Raw genomic sequence first — 18,998 nt, 5'->3', positions numbered from 1 at the left:
TATAGGAATGACTACGTTATTATAGTAAATTTAAAAGGCGGTATATTCTTCTTTTTAAAAAGAAGAGTGTAAATAAATGAAGGAAGTGAACGAATGAAATTGAAGAACACTCATTTTAAAAAAATGCTTGAGTGGTTCAATAAGAGGAAGAAACTTCGTAATTCATTAATTGTATTGGGAAGTGTACTCATTACTCTATTTATTGCTATAAATATAATAATATCCATTCAAGACATATCTGAATTAAAACAAGCTGTTCCACAACCGACTTTAATTTATGATGCAAATAATGAGGTCGCAACTAAATTAGCTTCTTCGAAAACAGAAGGTGTTAAAAGAAAAGATATTCCTGATATTATGGTTCAGGCAATTGTTGCAGTAGAAGATAAGGGTTTTTTTAACCATCATGGTATTTATTATAGTGGAATTATAAGTGCAGTTTTTAAAAATATTACAGCAGGAGAAGTTGTAGCAGGGGGAAGTACAATTACACAGCAGCTTGCAAAGAATGTATTTCTGACACAAGATCGTACATTTTCTCGTAAAATAAAGGAATACTTTTTAACCAAAAAAATAGAACGTACTTATACAAAAGATGAAATTATTGAAATGTATATGAATCAAATTTATTTTGGGGAAGGTGCTTGGGGAATAAAGAGGGCAGCTAAATCTTATTTTGATAAAGAGGTAAAAGATTTATCAATTTCAGAAGCTGCAACGATTGCAGGTTTAATTAAAGCGCCGTCTGCGTATTCTCCTTATAAAAACTTTAATAAATCAATTGAACGACGTAATGTCGTATTAAGTTTAATGAAGGAACAAGGATATATTTCTGAAGAGCAATACAATAAAGAAAAAGAGTCAGGCCTTGTATTAAAACGTGGGGTTGATGATAAATACAAAGGTAAATACTCCCAATATGTAGACTATATAGTTAGAGAAGCGATGGATAAGTATGAATTAACACAAAATGAAATTTTAGCAGGTGGTTATCGTATTTATACAGAGCTTGATCCGAAAAAACAACAAGCTGTAGAAGATGTTGTGAATAATGATAGTTATTTCAAAGATAGTGGCTCAGATCAACTTATGCAAACGGGTGTAGTCCTTATAAATCCAAAAACAGGCGGTGTTCCAGCTTTAGTTGGAGGTAGAGGACCATATCAGTTTTTACAATTTAATCATGCTACGCAATTAAAAAGACAGCCAGGTTCAACATTAAAGCCTCTAGCTGTATATGTACCCGCTTTAGAACAAGGGTATGAAGTATACGATATATTAAAAGATGAACCATTTCATATTAAAGAATATGAACCGAAAAATAGTGATCAGGCCTTTCATGGTAATGTGACAATGTATGAAGCGGTAGCAAAGTCGTATAATGTTTCCGCTGTGTGGCTATTAGAACAAATAGGATTAGATAAAGGATTGAAATCTTTAGAGCGATTTGGTATTCCGTTAGTACCAGAAGACCGTACGTATCCAATTGCTTTAGGTGGGATGCATGTAGGGACATCACCATTTGTAATGGCCCAAGCATATAGTACATTTGCTAATGATGGGGTTCAAGTAGAGGCTCATGCAATTAGAGAAGTTCAAAATGCTGAAGGGGAAATAATAGGGAAATGGTATAAGAAAGAGACACGAGTGACGAGTGAGAAAATTGCTCAAAAGATGACGTATTTATTAAAAGGTGTTGTAGAAAAGGGAACAGGTGGAAAAGCGAAAGTTACTAATGTTGATACAGCAGGGAAGACAGGGACTACTCAACTTGTAAATGGCCCGAGCGTAGGGGCAAAGGACTCGTGGTTTGTAGGATACACACCAGATTTAGTAGGTGCAGTTTGGGTAGGATATGACAAAACAGATAGCGAGCATTATGTTCCAGGTGGTAGTCAAATTACAACGACGATGTTCCGGGATATCATGAAAAAAGCAAATGCAAACCCAGCCCAAAAAGCGTTCCAATTGTCGTTAATATCTGAGGCGGACTATAAAAAACAATTGCAAACAATTGAAGAAGAAAAGCGAAGAAAAGAAGAAGAAAAGAAAAGGCAAGAAGAAGAACAAAAAAGGAAAAAAGAACAGCAAGAGTGGTTTAATAAAGTGAAAGAGTGGATTCCATCGTTATGGTAAAAGAAAGAGGCGAATTTCGTTATTCGCCTCTTTCTCATGTGAAAAATGAAGTGAGCTCATAATTAGTGGGGTAAATGCTACTATTCATTAAGAGTAATGTTGGTACTGCCAAAGGATTGAGAATCGTATGTGATGATTATTGTTCCTTTACTAATCGGTTCGTATGGTAATTCTTCTTCATAACTACCATTATCTTCATTATGGATAGTCAGCGTGATTTCATCAATTCCTTTATTTGTATACTGATCTTTAATCGTTTCAGTAATTTGAAGTAGAGTTTCGTAACTAGAAGCTTTCGTAATAAGCATTCCTTTTATAACTTTTTTTTCATTATTTGTGGAATTGGAATAAAGGATGTTGTTTTGTTTCGTATACAAAAGTGTGTATGGAACTGTTTTTCTCTCTGCTTTTGAAATAGTAGAATATTTTAGAGTTAAAAAAAAACCTACACATAAAATAATGCATATCATAAGAGCAATCCAAATGCGTATCGGTGACATAACTCTCATTTTTCATCCCTCTTTCATATCTTTGACTTCATTATTTATCATACAAAATGAGGATTAAGATAGAGTAAATTTGAGGTAAAGAAACGTAAAGAAGGAGCACTTATCCTCCCAAATAAGTGCTCCTTTTTTATTAAAAGAGAGATTTAATAGACAATCAAAATCACACCTATTACTTATAAATGTGTTTAGTCCTCCCAAAATATTATCGGAAATTGTGGTTAGTAAATTCGGAGTACAGATAGTGTCGCAGTTGTATCGCCCGTGTTAGGAATAGAAATAGTATTTGCTGTAGGTTGTACAGAAATCGTTGTACCAGCTTGTAAAGTAACAATTGTAGAGAAAGAAACAGCACTACCGATAACATTAGTTGAAAAATTACGAGTAGGTGGTTGGCCATTGAATGAAATACCGAATCCAAACGGTGAAGAGCCTGGGAAAGTTGTAGATGCCGAGAAACTAATATCATATACGCCTGTAAAGTATGTGTAGTGTCATTAAAGTTAATATTATTTATTTCAAAAACTTGATTTAATTGAATATTAATTCCAGTTGATATTGTTTGAGCATTGGAGTTTCCTATTGCAGCTATAGTTACCCGAATCGGAGTACCCGCTGGTCCAGTAGCGCCTCCACCTAGGAACCAGATCCATATTGAACTAAGACAGCTTGAATAGCTTGGCCGAGAGCTTGAAGAAGTCTAACAAATTATTTAAGTTCGGACTTAGAGATGTTGATATAACTACAAGCTCTTACTTCGCAACAATCATTACCATAAAATACTTTCCCTTTATTTTTGTTGTTTATCTTTGCATTCCTTTCTTTCATAGAATAATAGTCGTTACTATATATTATAATGAAATTTAAATTAAATTCGTGATGGACAAACTACTATTTCTCAAAAAATAAGAAGTTTACCTACCTAACACGAACAATAAAGAAGTAGAGAAAAATCTATATGTTTTAAAAAACTCCCTTTAATTGTTAGAGTGTGCTTAACAATTAAAGGGAGTTAATAGAACAGCATTCTCATTTTATAAGTTAATTGCTTCACGATTTACTTTAGGTAAAATCGGAATAGAAATAGTGAAGGTTGTACCGTCTGGATCACTAGTCATTTTGAGCGTACCGTTATGATTTTGGATGATTTTTTTTGTTACTGATAAGCCTAGTCCTGTCCCCGAATCCTTCGTTGAGAAGAATGGATCAAAGATATATTCTTGAATAGCTAGAGGAATACCAATTCCATTGTCTGTGAAAGTAATCCGAACGAAGTTATCTAGGCGATAACTAGTGATTTGAATAGAAAGAGGCTTTTCGCCTTGAGCATCGACGGCATTTTGAAATAGGTTTAAAAATACTTGAACAAGTTCATGTCGATCAATATTGACTAAAATATCATCTAATTCATTAGAAAAGTTATAATCAATTGAAATGTTATGCAAGAAGACTTCACTAGCTAGTAACTGTTGAATATAGTCGCATAAAAATGTATTAATAGGAAACGGTTCTCTTGTAAATTCACGTGTTTTTGAAATGGCTAAAAATTTTGTAATAATACTATTTGCACGATCTAATTCAGGGATAAGTAAGCTTTTAAATAACTCTTTATTTGATGGAGAAACACTTTCTTGTAAAAATTGTAAGTATCCTCGTACTGTCGTAAGAGGGTTTCGTACCTCGTGTGCAATTCCGGCTGCGATTCGTCCTGCTAACGAAAACTTCTCTGCATCACGCTCTGTGTTTAAATAATGAAAGACACTAATAACCCTAAAAATCTCCCCGTTATAATCGCGAATAATTCGGTTGTTTATAATGCCATAGTTTTTGTCTAAAACTTCTTCATTATATATTTCTGTTCCCGTTCTTAATGTTTCAATCGCTTTAATTTTTTCTTCCGGCAAGTTTAGTAATTGTTGAATCGGTTTTCCGATAATATCATTTCGTATTACACCGAAATCATCTGCGGCAACTTGATTACATAAAGTAATATTCCCTTTACTATCGACAAAGGTTACATGATGTGAAAAGGCATCAAAAATATGTACAAAGTGTTTTTCAAGTTGTTCAAATAAGAATAATGAATCACAAGTAAGTTGAAAATGAGCCTCTTTATTCTCTTTTGGTATTTCTTGAATGGAATGAGTTGCTCTAGTTTTCTTTATTTGTAAACCAATATGTGGATTTTTGTATGTGAAATGATGTGGTAATTGATTTACAAGTTCTTCATAAAAACGCACTTTATTTTCTAGTTCTTCAATTCGTTTTTCATGAGATACAGTAGCATCGTTTGGAAGCATAAATAAATAACCCCTCATTTTAAAAATTCTTCCATATAGTATATCATATTTTAATAAGGATACTCTTAAAGAAAGGGCCACTTAATGAAATTGATTAGCAAAAGTGTTTGGGGAGTGAATAGAAGATAAAGTTAAAAAGGGAGGAATATATGTGCTGTTCATTGGAGTGACAGGATGGGGAGATCATGATTCTTTATACGTAGATTCCTATGAAAATAGAAATAAATTACGAACATATAGTGAGTATTTTCCTATTGTGGAAGTGGATAGTTCATTTTACGCGATGCAACCTGCACGAAATTATATAAAATGGGCAATGGAAACGCCGAAAGATTTTTCTTTTGTCGTAAAAGCGTATCAAGGAATGACAGGACATATGAAAGGGGAATTTCCTTTTTCTACGTTTGATGAGATGTTTGATGTGTATAAGCAGTCCATTCTTCCTTTAATAGAAGCTAATAAATTAAAAACAATTTTATTTCAATATCCACCATGGTTTGATTGCAAAAAGAAAAATGTAGATTTTCTTCGATATACGAAAGAAAAAATGGAAGGTTTACCATGTGCAATAGAATTTCGAAATCAAACATGGTTTTATCCAGAAATGAGAGATAAGACGTTACAGTTTCTAGAACAGGAGAAATGGGTTCATACAATTTGTGATGAACCACAGGCTGGGATAGGTTCTGTGCCACTCGTATTAGAGGTTACGAATTCAAACATGGCATTAATACGTTTTCACGGTCGAAATGTTCATGGTTGGCTTGATAAAGGGGAAAATTGGAGAGCGGTTCGTTGTTTATATCGCTACAACAATAAAGAACTGGAAGAATGGGTGGAACGACTAGAGCAATTAAAAAAGAAAACAAAGGATATATACGTACTGTTTAACAACAATTCAGGTGGGGATGCAGCAGATAATGCGAAACAGCTTATGAAAATGATGAACATTACATATGGTGAGCCGAAGCCGGAGCAATTAAATTTTTTTGAATGATAATAAACAAGAAAGGCACTGTACAAACAGGGGGAATGTACAGTGCCTTTCTATATGAAAAAGAGGGGTAACAATGTTACTGAGCGTTTGGTTGATTCATCAATTGTTGGCTTCGTAATAAATGATAATGGTTATCATTATCATTGTCAATGGTTTTTCTAAAAATATATAAAAAACTTTGTATATTTTAAATAGAGATAAAAAAAGAACAGCATTAATGCTGTTCTTTTCCGTTGATGAATTGTTGTAAATCAAAAGGAGTTATCGCCTGGATAAATTCTTTTGAGATAAGTGTTTGCACGAGAGTGCTCTCAGAGATAGAAGCACCTGTTTTCTTTTCGTAAGCTTGTTTTAATAAATCAAGTTTTTCAGCCGTTTCTTTTGGTAATTCAATTGTAAGTGTGTTCATAATTTCTCCCCCTTATTATTAGAGTACCACTACAGTATAGGAGAGACAAGAAAAGAGAATATGAAATATAAAAAAGGTTACCAAATTTTCAAATGGTGACCTTTTTTATGTATAAGAGTTATTAAGCAATACCGATATACTTTAAAGTTTTTGATGGAGTACTGTGATCAAAGAAGTGTTGTAAAAATGCAATATCAACACCTGATTTGTATGCACAATAACCCCAAGTTTTTCGAAGTGTATGTGAGCTAATCCCTTCTAATCCAACTTCTTTTGCAGCTTTGTTTAAAATGTACCATGCATGTTGTCTCGTAATAGATTTTGTTCCTTTTTGAGATTTTAACAATGGTTCATTACGTTTCCAAGTTTTACGTTCTTTCATGTAGTCTTCGATTGCGTGCTGTAAGTCTTCATTTACAGCAAACCATTTATGTTTCTTCACTTTTTCATTGTAAAATAAAATGGAATGGCGAACATTTTCATTTTCATCGATTACATCACTAACTTTTAATTGTAAGATTTCACTTACTTTTAAGCCAGAATTTACAGCTAATACGAATAATAAGCCATCACGTTTCGAAGATTGTAAAAGTATATTTTTGATAGTTTCTAATTGTTTTTCATTTTGAATAGGTTGTCCTGCTTGTTTCATTTCACGCACTCTCCTCTTTTATATGTGTAAAGGAAAGGATTAACTTGTTTCTTACTATAAAGGGAGAGTGTGAATTTCATGTGAACTCCTAGTGAAATTAAGACAAATTATTTGACTTCTTTTACTTTTTGTAAATTGAAATAGAATACAACACTGTTAGTCGTATTATACACACCGTACTCGGCATGATGGAGGTCTAAAATGTTTTTTACAATAGATAATCCGAGACCGGTACCTCCGGTGTGACGGCTACGTGATGCATCTAGGCGATAGAAGCGATCCCAAATTTTTTCAAGACTTTCTTCAGGGATAGGGTTTCCTGTATTTTCGATTTCGATTTTTACGGTATCTTCTGCTTCTATAATGGAGACTTGTATTTTTTCTCCATCCGGCGTATAGCGGATTGCATTACTTAGTAAGTTCACAACTACTTGCTCAATACGGCTACGATTTGCTTTAACAAGTATAGAAGGGTCTGCATCGACGTTCACTTGTAGATGCTTTTCTTCCATGCTAAATAATAATTTTGTATAGACTTGTTGCGTTAATTCACCAATTGAGAACGTCGTCATATCTAGTTTGTAAGTACCAGATTCTAACTTTGCTAATTCTAACATTTCAACAATCAGCCTGTTCATATTTTCTGTTTCTTCTAAAATAACATCAGTATAATACGAAGTATCCTTACTAACACCATCTTTAATACCTTCTGCAAAACTTCTAATTACACTCAGTGGTGTTTTTAATTCGTGTGATACGCCAGAAATGAATTCTTTTCTTGTTTTCTCTAATTGACGTTCACGTTCAATGTCTTGCTGTAACTTTGTATTGGCAACATTTAATCGATCGATTCGATCTTTTAAATTTACAGATAATGTATTGATACTGCCGGAAAGCCCACCAATTTCATCGTCGGCTGTAACAGGTAATTTCTCGCTGAAATCAAAATTAGCCATTTTTTTTGTAACACGATTCATTTTAATTAATGGCTTAACAATGATTTTTGAGTAGTAGAAGGATAACAAAATAATAACGAGAAACACGATGATTAAGGCATAAACATAATAGTCTTTTAAAACTAGCATCGCTTCATTAACGGGTTGTAAAGACGCTATCGCAAAAGCATATTCTGTAATCTTTCCGTTTTCTATAATCGGCTTTACAAAGATACTATTTTTTATATTTTCGCCGCCATCTAATATGAAAGTGTTTAATTGGTTCGAGTTAGAAGTGCCATCTCTAATAATATCTGCAAAATATTGAACGGCTTGTAATGTTTCAATATCATTTGCAAGACGAACCTCAGCTTTTGATGGGAGCTGTAACTTAGTTATAACACCTGTAAAGACGATACGAGTTGTAGATTTGTATCGGCTTGCAAGTCTATTCTTAGAAGGATTACCATTAATTGACTGAAAATCCGAATAGAAATGTTCGTTTTGCCATTGATTATAATTTGTTCCTAATTTTTGTGGTGTAATAATATTATTCTCTTGTACGACTCCATCAACATTAATTATTACATCTTTTTTTAAACCTAAATTTTCGAATTTATTATATTCTTCTGGTGTTAAAAGGTTATTGAGTGGAATGGAATACTGTTTATTATTGTTGGGATTAAATACATCGATATAGTAATTGTTATCACTTTTAATAATACCGTTAGAATCCAAAAACTGCATATCGGCATTTGTTTTATCATGAAATTCTTGTTTTAGTTTTCTAACTTTCTCATAACTTTTATCACTTTTGTCATAATTATCTACGAATTTTTCAAAAGCAGTTTGAACTGTTTTTACTTTTTTATTAATATAAAATTTCTCTAAAAATAGAGATTGTCCTAGGAAAAAAAGTAGGAATATTATTGTAAATAAAGTTGATGTTAATAAAAATAGTTTAAAGACGATACTTCTGTTTTTCACTGCGTCACCTCTTATGAGAAATACTGTAAATGATTTCTTTATCCCGCTCGGGCAATAAGACTTCCACTTCAAAATTCGGCGAATACAAGGGAGTTAGTAGGTGGGAGATCAACTGTCCGTAAAAGCCTGATTGGTTCAACTAATAATCAGTGGGGGATGGAAAAAAACCACTGATTAAAGTTTCACTTTATTATAACAAACGTTACAATAAAGTAGAGGGGAGAAATCTGTCTCTTTATAAAATAGTTATTTATAAAAAGTCACATAAAAAGAACTCGCCAGACGTATGACAAGTTCTTTAGTGTATTATTGTTGAATTGCTGCATCTAAAGCGATTTCAATCATTTCGTTAAATGTAGTTTGACGCTCTTCAGATGTTGTTTCTTCGCCAGTGAAGATGTGATCGCTAACTGTTAATACAGATAATGCATTTACGCCGTATTTCGCTGCTAATGTATAAAGAGCAGTTGTTTCCATTTCTACTGCTAATACACCGTAATCTCCAAGTTTTTTAACCATGTCCATGCTTTCGCGATAAAACACATCTGCTGTTAAGACGTTACCGACACGAACGTGTAATCCTTTTTCAGTTCCAGCATCGTAAGCTTTCTTTAAAAGATCAAAGTTTGCAGCTGGTGCGAAATCAAATCCTGGGAATGTTAAACGGTTCATATTAGAATCAGTACAAGCCGTCATTGCGATAATAACATCACGAACTTTTACATCTTTTTGAATTGCACCGCAAGTGCCAACGCGAATTAAATTTTTAACTCCGTAGCTTTGGATTAATTCGTTTACATAAATAGAAATAGAAGGAACACCCATACCTGTACCTTGAACAGATACACGTTTTCCTTTATAAGTTCCAGTAAAACCTAACATACCACGTACGTTATTATAGCAAGTAACATCCTCTAGAAATGTTTCAGCGATATATTTTGCACGTAATGGATCACCTGGTAATAGAATAGATTCAGCGATTTCGCCTTGTTTTGCTTCGATATGTACACTCATGAAAAGTCCTCCTTATAATGTATTGATAGAAATCAATATCATTTGCATTATACACTACGAATCCTTTCAATTAAAATCTTTTTATTATTTGTAATATGTGCAAAATAGGAGGATTTCATAAATCATAATCTAGAATATATAGCTTAAGAAGTTTTATGTGAACAGAGACAATAAAAATGGTAGGTGATGTTTTGAAAAATCTTGTCATTGGGCTTATTGCGTTAGTACTTATTGTGGCAGGAGGATTTTACATAAAAAAATATCAAGAAAACGAAGAGACTGTAGGAGATGTTCAGGAAGTAAAGTGGGATGTGTCAAATGGAAAGGGAAATGAGAAAGTAGATATTGTATTTCAGTTGTTAAACAAAAAGAATAATGAAATTCGTGGTGTAAATGATCAAATACGGGCAGTGATTGTAGATGGACAGTTAAAACACATACAACAAATTAAACCTACATTTGCAGGGAACGGGTCATATAAGTTATCTTCAAAAATAGCGAAAGATGAAGAATATACGATATTTTTATACGAAGATAAAAATAAGTCCGTAGAGTCATTCGCTAGGAAAGATTTTGGTAGAACGAAAGAGGAGAACAATAAGAAAAAAGTGAAATTTCCAATCGACAGTGTACTTACAAAAAAAATAGGGGAGTATGAAGTTTCTCTTTTATTTGGCGCATTACATCCGAATGAACCAGTTACGTTAACATTTCAGTTTCAAGCGAAAAAGGGTGAAAAATTGAAATTACATTCAGAGAGAGGAGAAGTAGAGTCACTCTATATCGTGGATGAAACGAAGGAGAACTTTTTATACGCTATGCCTGTGGATACGGATGAACAATTACAATACCGTATTACATTTCCTGCCGAGGGTACGTATAAAATGTGGGGGAATTTCTATATAAATGGTAAGAAATATGAAAAAGAATTTATTGTACAAGTTCAAAAAAGAAAAAACAGCTAAGAATTTAGCTGTTTTTTCTTTTTCCTATTAATTTTGTTACAGAGAGCATTGTAATTGGTAAAGAATGATTCTTCCTAAATGCTAAATATTTACCGCTCCATGCTGGTTTATATTTTTCTTTAAAATGTCGTAATCCGCTGAAACTATACGTATAACGAACGTTATTAAAGATTGCAGCAGCCACTCGTTCAGACCAGAAAGACTGTGTGGATAAACCAACATTTGAAAGTGGTGCCATACCAATATTAAAGGAGTGGTATTCATTTTCTTTTGCCCATTGGAATAAGTGGATGAAAATTGCGTCCATAATGCCGCTAGGCGCATCTGGATAATATCGCATTAAATCGACAGATAATGATCCGTTTTGATATACGGGCATGAATGTTGTGAATGCAATAATTTTTCCATCCGCATCAGATAATGTTGCAATGGGAGCGCGACTAATATATTCACGATCGAAGTATCCGAGTGAAAAACCTTTCTCTTTTTTTCCACCAAGCCATGCATCTGAAACTTTTCTTAACTCTTCATATAATTCGTCTGAGAAAGGTGGCTCATGAATAGAGAATGTATAGCCTTCTCTTTCAAAACGGTTGAAAGTAGCTCGCATGCCAGCGCGTTTCTTTCCTGTTATTGTAAATGTATTTAAATCAACAACAGCTTCTTCACCGAGCTTAAAGAAGTTATAACCAAAATCGTGATATAAACTCATCCATTTACTTTCAATTTGGTAGAATACACAAATGTATCCAAATCGATCAGCCTCAGCTAAAAACTCTTGCAATACAGTACGATAGGAGGAAGGGTCCCCGATTGGATCACCTAGTACAATAAGTCGTTTTCCAGTTATTGAGAAGAGAATGAGTGCTTTTCCATCACTACTGAAAAAGAACTGTTTATCTCCTAAAAAACCTAAATGACTAAGTACATTTCCACCATGTTCATCTAAGAAGTTTTGTAATCTTTTATCATTAGCTGGTTGCCCGGGAAATTCATTTCGATAACGATTTGCAATGAGTGAACCAATTAGTAAAAAAGTAGGAACAAAAAAGGCAGCTGCTAATGCACTTCGTTTCACTTGTGTAATATTACGAACGACAAAATCAGGTTGGAAAGCTTCTTTTGCACTTGCAAATAAAATACCTAAGTTTTTATATAAATATAACGTTACAAGTAGGAATATAAAAACTTTTACGATATCGGAAAGTGAGACTTCCATTTTCTCACGTACAAACCTTTTACGAAGCATATACAATACAGCGAGTACGATTAATAAAATAAAAGTTTCTTCAACATCAATTCCTTTTAGTGTATTAAAAATAGCCGCTCCAATTAAAGAAACAATCGTCATATAATAAGAACGTTTTGTTCCGTAATATATCCCTCGTGAAAGAATGAGGAGGAGAATACCGAATGTTAGCGATAAGCTAAAAGAAAATTGAATAAGATGTTTTGGAGCTAGAATATGTAAGGCGTGTGCCCGATTTATACTTGTCGGTAGAATAGTTGATAAAATAACCATTAAGCCAGCAAATACTGTTAAAGCAGCAGATGCCCAAGAACCTAACTTTCCTAGAAAGTCACGCTGCAAAGTCCATATAACACCAGTTGTCTCTAATGCAGGCGCAATAAAGGGTTTATCTTCAAACTTTTTAATGGCTACTCCTGTCATTTCAAAAGCTGCAAAAATGAGACCAAGGCAGAATGGTAAGATGTAATAGACGAGACGATATAATAACATAGCAGGAAGCAAAACACCTGTATCGATGCCGTATTGCCCAAGCCCAGTTAAGAAGACAAGATCAAATGATCCAAGACCACCAGGAACAAGACTAACGACACCAGCTAAAGCAGCAATGACATATACGCCTAAAAACTTTTGGAATTCGATTTCAATGCCAAATAATAGTAATATGACGTACATAACAATACCAGCAGATACCCATTCGACTAATGAAACTAATGAGTATAAAACAGTTGGGTTTTTCTCCTCTTCTTCTTGTCCCTCTGTTTGCATCGCTTTTCTATTTTTTAATTTAGAAAATCCGATATATATAGGGACGAAAAGAGCAAAGAAGATAAGAACAGGCCATAGCCATGGTTTTTCATGCAAAATAAATCTCGTGTCTAATATTCCGATAAGACCAAGAAATGAAAGAATGGCTAATCCATTAATAAAGGCAGTTGTCATCCAAGCGATACTTTTAATAAGTTTTCCATTTTCTTTTATGTATGGACGATAAAGCATTGTGCGTACGCCAGCTCCAACTAGACCACCAAACCCGATAAATCCATTTAAAGTATTAGCAATCCACGAGATACGGAAAATCTTTTGGACAGGGATATCAGCTTTTAAGTAACGAAGCATAACATAGTCATAAAAGAACATTGTTGATACAGCGAATGCACCAAGTGTAATTGCTAAAAAGACTCCTCCAGTTGGAATGTTTTTAATTGTATCAATCGCTTCTAAAAAAGAAATGCCCGCTAATTCTTTTTTTGCTTGAAAGAATACAATTGTTAATACAACAAATGGGAAGATAATTTTCCCGATTTGTAAGAAACGTTTCCATGAAAACGACATAAATACAACTCTCCTTGTATAAGAAAACTGAGACAATAATATTATTATGACAAACTTCAAGAAAAATAAAAAGGTAAATTCCTGTATAGGGGAGCTATTTTTTATATAGGTATATTTAAAAGAATATTTTGTTTATCAGAAAATTAAGTTAGAATAAGATGAAAGAAGGTGGAGGGGAGTATATGATTATAAAAGGTTATGTAGGATATGAGTTAGAAAAGGCGAAACCTAATACATCAGAAGATTTTTTTAACAGATCTGAAGTGACATATATATTAAATGATAAAGAGAAAACTTTTTCGGTTTTATACGTTCGATATTTTGAAGAAGTTTTACAAGAAATTACTCCTTTTGAAGGAAATCCAGTGTATAAAGTAGAAGAACAAAACATATATTTGCGCGATATTGTAGCGATATGTTGTTTAGTGAAGGATAGGGAACTTCGTGCGCAAAAACGTTTGTATTTAAATAACCTGGAAGAATTTCAACAATATTTTGATGAGGGAACGGTGTCGAAAGTACAAGAAATATTGGCTGAATTACATAAAAATAAAAGAGTAGAAATAGCGTGAAATGGCAAAGGAGAGAGAAAAAATGTCTAATTTGATGGTTGAAAATCAAACAGAACAAGTTTCTATATTTTTAGAAGATGCTATTAATTTGATAACCAATTATGTAAATTATCATACGTTGCCTTCTTTATTAGAGGAAACACCAGCAGGGAATGAGCAATATTATAAAGGGTTATTAGCATCAATGAGACGACTTCTCGTTTTTTGCGAAGAAGGACATGATGCATGTTTTGTTTTGTTGAATAGTCAGCCATTTCGAAAAACAGCAGCTGAAAAAATTTTATATAAGATTTACCATCAAGTAATTGCAGAGTTTTTTTCACCAAAGAGTGATTATTGGTATGAAAATAGTCGGTCTGCATATACAGGAAAAAATTCTATCGTTTTTCAACAAACACCACCTGCATCTTTGGGGCAAGTGATGAAGAGTTTAGAAGGTAAATTTCAATTGATGCGTGAAGAACTAGAATATTATGAGACGGATTATCAGACAAAGATGTTACACAAATATTGATTGCGGAAAAGAAGCTAAGGTGACTTAGCTTCTTTTCCTTTTGTACAGTTATATAAGGGATTTTCATTGAATATAGTTAAGTGGATAGCATTAGGGAGGTGCAACATGAATCAGCAAGGTGTATTTACAGATTACTTTCATGAAGTAGAAAATTGGTGTGAAAGTGTTCTTCACGTATTAGATAGCCGCGCAATGGAAGTGTATGATGTCCATATGCTTGCTTATAAAATTCAGGCGTTGTTAGAGCGTATGAAAGAGCATGAGTATGAAACAGATGCAGAGTTTATGTATGAAATAAGTGATGATGTAGAACATATTCAGCATCACTTGCAGGAAGTATTTATGCAAGAAGAAGAGGAATATGAATTATATGAAAGAGGGGATAGCGAACGAGCTGTTCCAATTGGAGGACATACACTCCCGCCATTACCTTATCCGTATAATGCGTTAGAACCTTATATTTCTAAAGAAATTATGATGTTACACCATGATAAACATCATCGGAGTTACGTGGAAGGATTAAATAAAGCAGAGAAGATGATGGAAGAAGCGAGAAAAACAAATCAATTTGATTTAATTAAGCATTGGGAAAGAGAAGCGGCTTTTCATGGGTCAGGTCATTACTTACACACGATATTTTGGAATAACATGAAAAAAGACGGTGGTGGGAGTCCAAGAGGTGCTTTTTCACAACAAATCGAACAAGATTTTGGGAGCTTTTTACGTTTCCAAAAACATTTTACAGAAGCGGCCTCTAAAGTAGAAGGTTCAGGCTGGGCAATTCTCGTTTGGGTGCCCCGGTCTGGAAGGTTAGAAATTTTGCAAAGTACACTTCATCAATTATTTACACAATGGGATACGATACCACTCCTTGTACTAGATGTCTGGGAACATGCGTATTATTTACAATACCAAAATCGAAAAGATGAATATATTAAAAACTGGTGGAATGTTGTAAATTGGCCTGATGTAGAAAAAAGGTTTGAAACTGCGAAACAAATTGAATGGACACCATATTAGACGCAAATTCTCTGCGTCTTTTTTAATGGAAGCAGAAGGAAGATTTCGTTCATATTTTAAAAGGCCAAGCATACACTTGTACAAAAAGTGCCAAAAGGACGTGGGGGGAAATATGAGACGAATTTGTGTAATCATTACGCTTCTTATTATGTACGCAAGCGTTATGCCGATTCCTACATATGCAAAGATGAACAGCAATGTCAGTGCTCGAAATGCTGTATTAATGGAGCAACAGTCTGGTCGTGTATTATACGGAAAAGCAGAACATGAACCTCAAAAAATTGCTAGTATAACAAAAATTATGACTGCCTTGTTAGCTGCTGAATCAGGGAAGATGAAAGAAATGGTGTCAGTTAGCAATGAAGCGGTGAGGGTGGAAGGATCAGCAATCTATTTAAAGCCTGGACAAAAAGTGAAGTTAGAAGATTTAGTATACGGACTCATGCTTAGATCTGGTAATGACGCAGCGCAAGTAATTGCTGAAAGTGTGGGTGGGAGTATAGATGGATTCGTATATTTAATGAATGAAAAGGCGAAAGAAATTGGAATGAAAGATACTCACTTCTCAAACCCTCATGGTTTAGATGGAGATGGATCACATTATTCGTCGGCTTACGATATGGCGTTATTAACGAAGTATGCAATGGGAAACGAGTCATTTAAAAAAATCTTTGGAACAAAAACGTATAAATCCGATTCTTGGGATTACCCGTGGAAAAATAAACATAAGTTGGTAACGTCTTATTATGAATTTGCAACAGGAGGAAAAACAGGCTTTACGAAGAAAGCAGGAAGAACGCTTGTTACAACGGCATCAAAAGATGGACTAGATTTAATTGTCGTAACTTTGAGTGCTTCTAGTGATTGGGATGATCATATGAATCTATTTGATAAAGGATTTGAACGTTTCAAGCAAACGAAAGTTTTAGGACAAGGAGCAATTGCTGAAATAAATGAAAAGAAGTATGCCAACCATGTTTATACGAAAAATAGTTTTTCCGTGCCGTTAACTGAAGAGGAAAGAAAGAACGTATTATTAAAAGTTGAACTGGATAAAAGTATAACGCTTGAGGATGGAGTAAAGGTTGGAAAGACAGATGTTTATGTTGGCAATGAGAAAGTTGGAGAACGGAATTTATTTTATAGTAAACGGAAGTTAGTAGCTACAACGGGACTTTACTGGAATAATGTGAAAGAAATTTTTTCTTACATGATAGGTGTTGGGAACAATGGTTAATCTCGTATGGGTAGCGATGGCTGTCATTGGGATTGTATACGCCATGATAAATGGAACGATGGAAGAAGTGAATAAGGCTGTATTTGACGGAGCAAAAGATGCAGTAACGATTTGTATAGGACTTATTAGTGTTTTAGTATTTTGGCTTGGTTTAATGAAAATTGCAGAGGAAGCCGGATTGTTAAAAAAATTAGTTTCACTTTTTATGCCGATAGTAAAAAGGTTGTTTCCAGAAATACCAAAGGATCATCCGTCCATGGGATTTATTCTATCAAATATGATGGCAAACTTTTTTGGTCTAGGTAATGCAGCAACCCCTCTTGGTATTAAAGCGATGGAACAACTAAAAGAGTTAAATGGAGGAAAGGATTCGGCGAGCCGTTCTATGGTGACGTTTCTAGCATTAAATACATCAGCTATTACATTAATTCCTACGACAGTCATTTCAATTCGAATGACATATGAATCAGCCAATCCTACTGAAATTGTTGGGGTAACATTTATTGCACAAGTACTTTCTATGATTGGAGCAATTTGGATTGACCGCTATTTTTACCGAAGAAGGAGTAGAAAGGGGCGGAAAAAATGAGTATTGTAAATACAATTTCCTTATGGGTAATCCCTTGTGTAATTGGTTTTATCCTTTTATATGGCACGATAAAGAAAGTGCCGACGTATGAATCGTTCGTTGAGGGAGGAAAAGAAGGGATTCAAATTGCAATTTCCATTTTACCGTTTATGGTTGGAATGCTTGTGTCTATTTCTATATTCCGATCGTCAGGTGCGCTAGATGCAATGATATCAGTAATGAAGCCAATGCTAGATTTAATTCACGTTCCAGCAGAAATCGTTCCATTAGCACTAATACGTCCTATTTCAGGTTCTGCTGGTCTAAGTATTACGACTGATTTAATTGCTACATATGGGCCAGACTCATTCATTGGGAGATTAGCTTCTACGATGCAAGGGAGTACAGATACGACTTTTTATATTTTAACAGTATACTTCGGAGCTGTTGGTATTAGAAAAATGGGAGATGCATTAAAAGTAGGTCTTTTTGCAGATTTAATCGGAATTATTTGCTCGATTGTCTTTGTTTCCCTATTGTTTCAGTAAAGCTATTCATTTTTTATGCTATTTCGCGTATAATACGTATACGACCACTATTAAGGTGTAGCTTAATAGTGGTTTTTTTATGCAGTATTTTTGACAAAATGATGAACTTTTATTGTGAGAAATATGAAAAATATGGACAATAATAAAGGATAAAAACATGATTTGACCTTTATATGTTTAATATCATCGCTATGTTGTTTAAGGGAGATGGAGCGAATAACCGTAAAGCGTATGCGGTTGCCAAGTCTTTCTAATGTAAGGTAAGATAAATTCGAGGTGAAAAAAAGAAATGGAACGATTACAAAAAGTGATTGCGCAAGCAGGTATTGCATCGAGAAGAAAGGCTGAGGAATTAATTCAGCAAGGAAAAGTGAAAGTTAACGGAAAAATAGTGAAAGAGTTAGGAACAAAAGTAACTCCTCAAGATAAAGTAGAAGTAAATAACATCCCTCTTGAAAAAGAAGAACCTGTTTATTTTTTACTATATAAACCAACTGGTGTAATTTCAAGTGTATCAGATGATAAAGGTAGAAGTGTTGTAACAGACTTTTTCCCTGAAATTACACAACGTTTATTCCCAATCGGACGTCTAGATTATGATACGTCAGGAGTATTATTAATGACAAACGACGGGGACTTCGCAAATATATTAATGCATCCTAAATATAAAGTTGAAAAAACGTATGTTGCAAAAATAAAAGGCCCATTAACAGGTGAGAAAATTCGCATGTTAGAACGCGGTGTTGCATTAGAAGATGGTAAAACAGCACCAGCACATGTGAAAATTATTTCTTGGGACAAGCGTAAAGAGATGGCTATTGTACAATTAACAATTCATGAAGGACGTAATCGTCAAGTACGTCGTATGTTTGAAGCGTTAGACTGTAAAGTAGTGAAATTAAAACGTGAACGTTATGCTTTCTTAGAAGTAGGAAGCCTGCGACCTGGTGATGCGAGAGAATTGACACCACATGAGGTGAAACAATTACGCGCGCTTGCTTCTACAAAGCCAAGATAAGCTATAGAGTTAAAAATTCACCAGTGGAGTGCTCTG

Annotated in this window: 17 protein-coding genes and 1 pseudogene; 10 read left to right on the top strand and 8 right to left on the bottom strand. The window is 34.1% G+C overall.

The genetic code is table 11. The features are described 5' to 3' along the window. Positions 1-93 precede the first annotated feature (93 nt). Positions 94-2,136 (top strand): transglycosylase domain-containing protein, encoded by a 2,043-nt coding sequence (locus CN409_RS18500; protein WP_000769249.1) that lies wholly within the window; start codon positions 94-96, stop codon positions 2,134-2,136. Positions 2,137-2,216: 80 nt separating this feature from the next. On the opposite strand, the gene CN409_RS18495 is transcribed toward CN409_RS18500, so the two are convergent. From CN409_RS18495 to CN409_RS18485, 3 genes and pseudogenes are all read right to left on the bottom strand, one after another. Then, positions 2,217-2,645: a hypothetical protein gene (locus CN409_RS18495; protein ID WP_097981841.1), complete on the bottom strand. Its 429-nt coding sequence runs from the start codon at positions 2,643-2,645 to the stop codon at positions 2,217-2,219. A gap of 218 nt (positions 2,646-2,863) precedes the next feature. Next, positions 2,864-3,470: pseudogene (locus CN409_RS18490) on the bottom strand (Gly-Xaa-Xaa repeat protein). A 206-nt stretch (positions 3,471-3,676) separates the two neighbouring features. Then, positions 3,677-4,942, bottom strand: a complete 1,266-nt coding sequence (locus CN409_RS18485) for an ATP-binding protein (protein WP_000937232.1) — start codon at positions 4,940-4,942, stop codon at positions 3,677-3,679. 151 nt (positions 4,943-5,093) lie between these two features. Between CN409_RS18485 and CN409_RS18480 the strand changes: the two genes are divergently transcribed. After that, a complete protein-coding gene (locus CN409_RS18480) occupies positions 5,094-5,939 on the top strand; it encodes a DUF72 domain-containing protein (protein WP_000897362.1) in 846 nt (281 codons plus the stop codon). Between the two features lie 214 nt (positions 5,940-6,153). Here the strand turns inward: CN409_RS18480 and CN409_RS18475 are convergent, their stop codons facing one another. From CN409_RS18475 to deoD, 4 genes are all read right to left on the bottom strand, one after another. Continuing rightward, positions 6,154-6,348 carry a DUF3924 domain-containing protein gene (locus CN409_RS18475; protein WP_001094856.1) on the bottom strand — a complete coding sequence of 65 codons (195 nt, stop codon included), beginning with the start codon at positions 6,346-6,348 and terminating at the stop codon, positions 6,154-6,156. A gap of 121 nt (positions 6,349-6,469) precedes the next feature. After that, positions 6,470-7,000, bottom strand: coding sequence for a tyrosine-type recombinase/integrase (locus CN409_RS18470; RefSeq protein WP_000806236.1), 531 nt, complete (start codon positions 6,998-7,000; stop codon positions 6,470-6,472). 107 nt (positions 7,001-7,107) lie between these two features. Next, positions 7,108-8,922 carry a sensor histidine kinase gene (locus tag CN409_RS18465; RefSeq protein WP_000797506.1) on the bottom strand — a complete coding sequence of 605 codons (1,815 nt, stop codon included), beginning with the start codon at positions 8,920-8,922 and terminating at the stop codon, positions 7,108-7,110. Between the two features lie 306 nt (positions 8,923-9,228). Next, positions 9,229-9,936: a purine-nucleoside phosphorylase gene (deoD, locus tag CN409_RS18460; RefSeq protein WP_000110707.1), complete on the bottom strand. Its 708-nt coding sequence runs from the start codon at positions 9,934-9,936 to the stop codon at positions 9,229-9,231. A gap of 176 nt (positions 9,937-10,112) precedes the next feature. On the opposite strand from deoD, the gene CN409_RS18455 reads away from it, so the two are divergent. Next, positions 10,113-10,901: a hypothetical protein gene (locus CN409_RS18455; protein ID WP_000232602.1), complete on the top strand. Its 789-nt coding sequence runs from the start codon at positions 10,113-10,115 to the stop codon at positions 10,899-10,901. Between the two features lie 4 nt (positions 10,902-10,905). Here the strand turns inward: CN409_RS18455 and mprF are convergent, their stop codons facing one another. Further along, positions 10,906-13,485 carry a bifunctional lysylphosphatidylglycerol flippase/synthetase MprF gene (mprF, locus tag CN409_RS18450; RefSeq protein WP_000010842.1) on the bottom strand — a complete coding sequence of 860 codons (2,580 nt, stop codon included), beginning with the start codon at positions 13,483-13,485 and terminating at the stop codon, positions 10,906-10,908. A 182-nt stretch (positions 13,486-13,667) separates the two neighbouring features. On the opposite strand from mprF, the gene CN409_RS18445 reads away from it, so the two are divergent. The 7 genes from CN409_RS18445 (at position 13,668) to rluB (ending at position 18,962) form a co-directional block, all read left to right on the top strand. After that, complete coding sequence (locus CN409_RS18445) at positions 13,668-14,057, top strand: hypothetical protein (RefSeq protein WP_000584359.1); 390 nt, start codon at positions 13,668-13,670, stop codon at positions 14,055-14,057. Positions 14,058-14,079: 22 nt separating this feature from the next. Further along, positions 14,080-14,571, top strand: coding sequence for a YpuI family protein (locus CN409_RS18440; RefSeq protein WP_000067555.1), 492 nt, complete (start codon positions 14,080-14,082; stop codon positions 14,569-14,571). A 105-nt stretch (positions 14,572-14,676) separates the two neighbouring features. Continuing rightward, positions 14,677-15,591 carry a superoxide dismutase gene (locus CN409_RS18435; RefSeq protein ID WP_001075736.1) on the top strand — a complete coding sequence of 305 codons (915 nt, stop codon included), beginning with the start codon at positions 14,677-14,679 and terminating at the stop codon, positions 15,589-15,591. Between the two features lie 112 nt (positions 15,592-15,703). Then, entirely contained in the window at positions 15,704-16,828 is a 1,125-nt protein-coding gene (locus CN409_RS18430; protein WP_001252627.1) for a D-alanyl-D-alanine carboxypeptidase family protein, read from the top strand. Continuing rightward, positions 16,821-17,417, top strand: a complete 597-nt coding sequence (gene spmA, locus CN409_RS18425) for a spore maturation protein SpmA (protein WP_000247810.1) — start codon at positions 16,821-16,823, stop codon at positions 17,415-17,417. The genes CN409_RS18430 and spmA overlap by 8 nt, the downstream gene beginning before the upstream one ends. Next, entirely contained in the window at positions 17,414-17,944 is a 531-nt protein-coding gene (spmB, locus tag CN409_RS18420; protein ID WP_000029514.1) for a spore maturation protein SpmB, read from the top strand. Before spmA ends, spmB begins: the two co-directional genes overlap by 4 nt. A gap of 289 nt (positions 17,945-18,233) precedes the next feature. Further along, positions 18,234-18,962: a 23S rRNA pseudouridine(2605) synthase RluB gene (gene rluB / locus CN409_RS18415; protein ID WP_000440553.1), complete on the top strand. Its 729-nt coding sequence runs from the start codon at positions 18,234-18,236 to the stop codon at positions 18,960-18,962. Positions 18,963-18,998 lie beyond the last annotated feature (36 nt).

It is taken from the genome of Bacillus sp. AFS012607, assembly GCF_002558005.1.
Taxonomy (GTDB): Bacteria; Bacillota; Bacilli; order Bacillales; family Bacillaceae_G; genus Bacillus_A; species Bacillus_A thuringiensis_S.
This window is presented reverse-complemented; position numbering and strand designations above follow the sequence as displayed.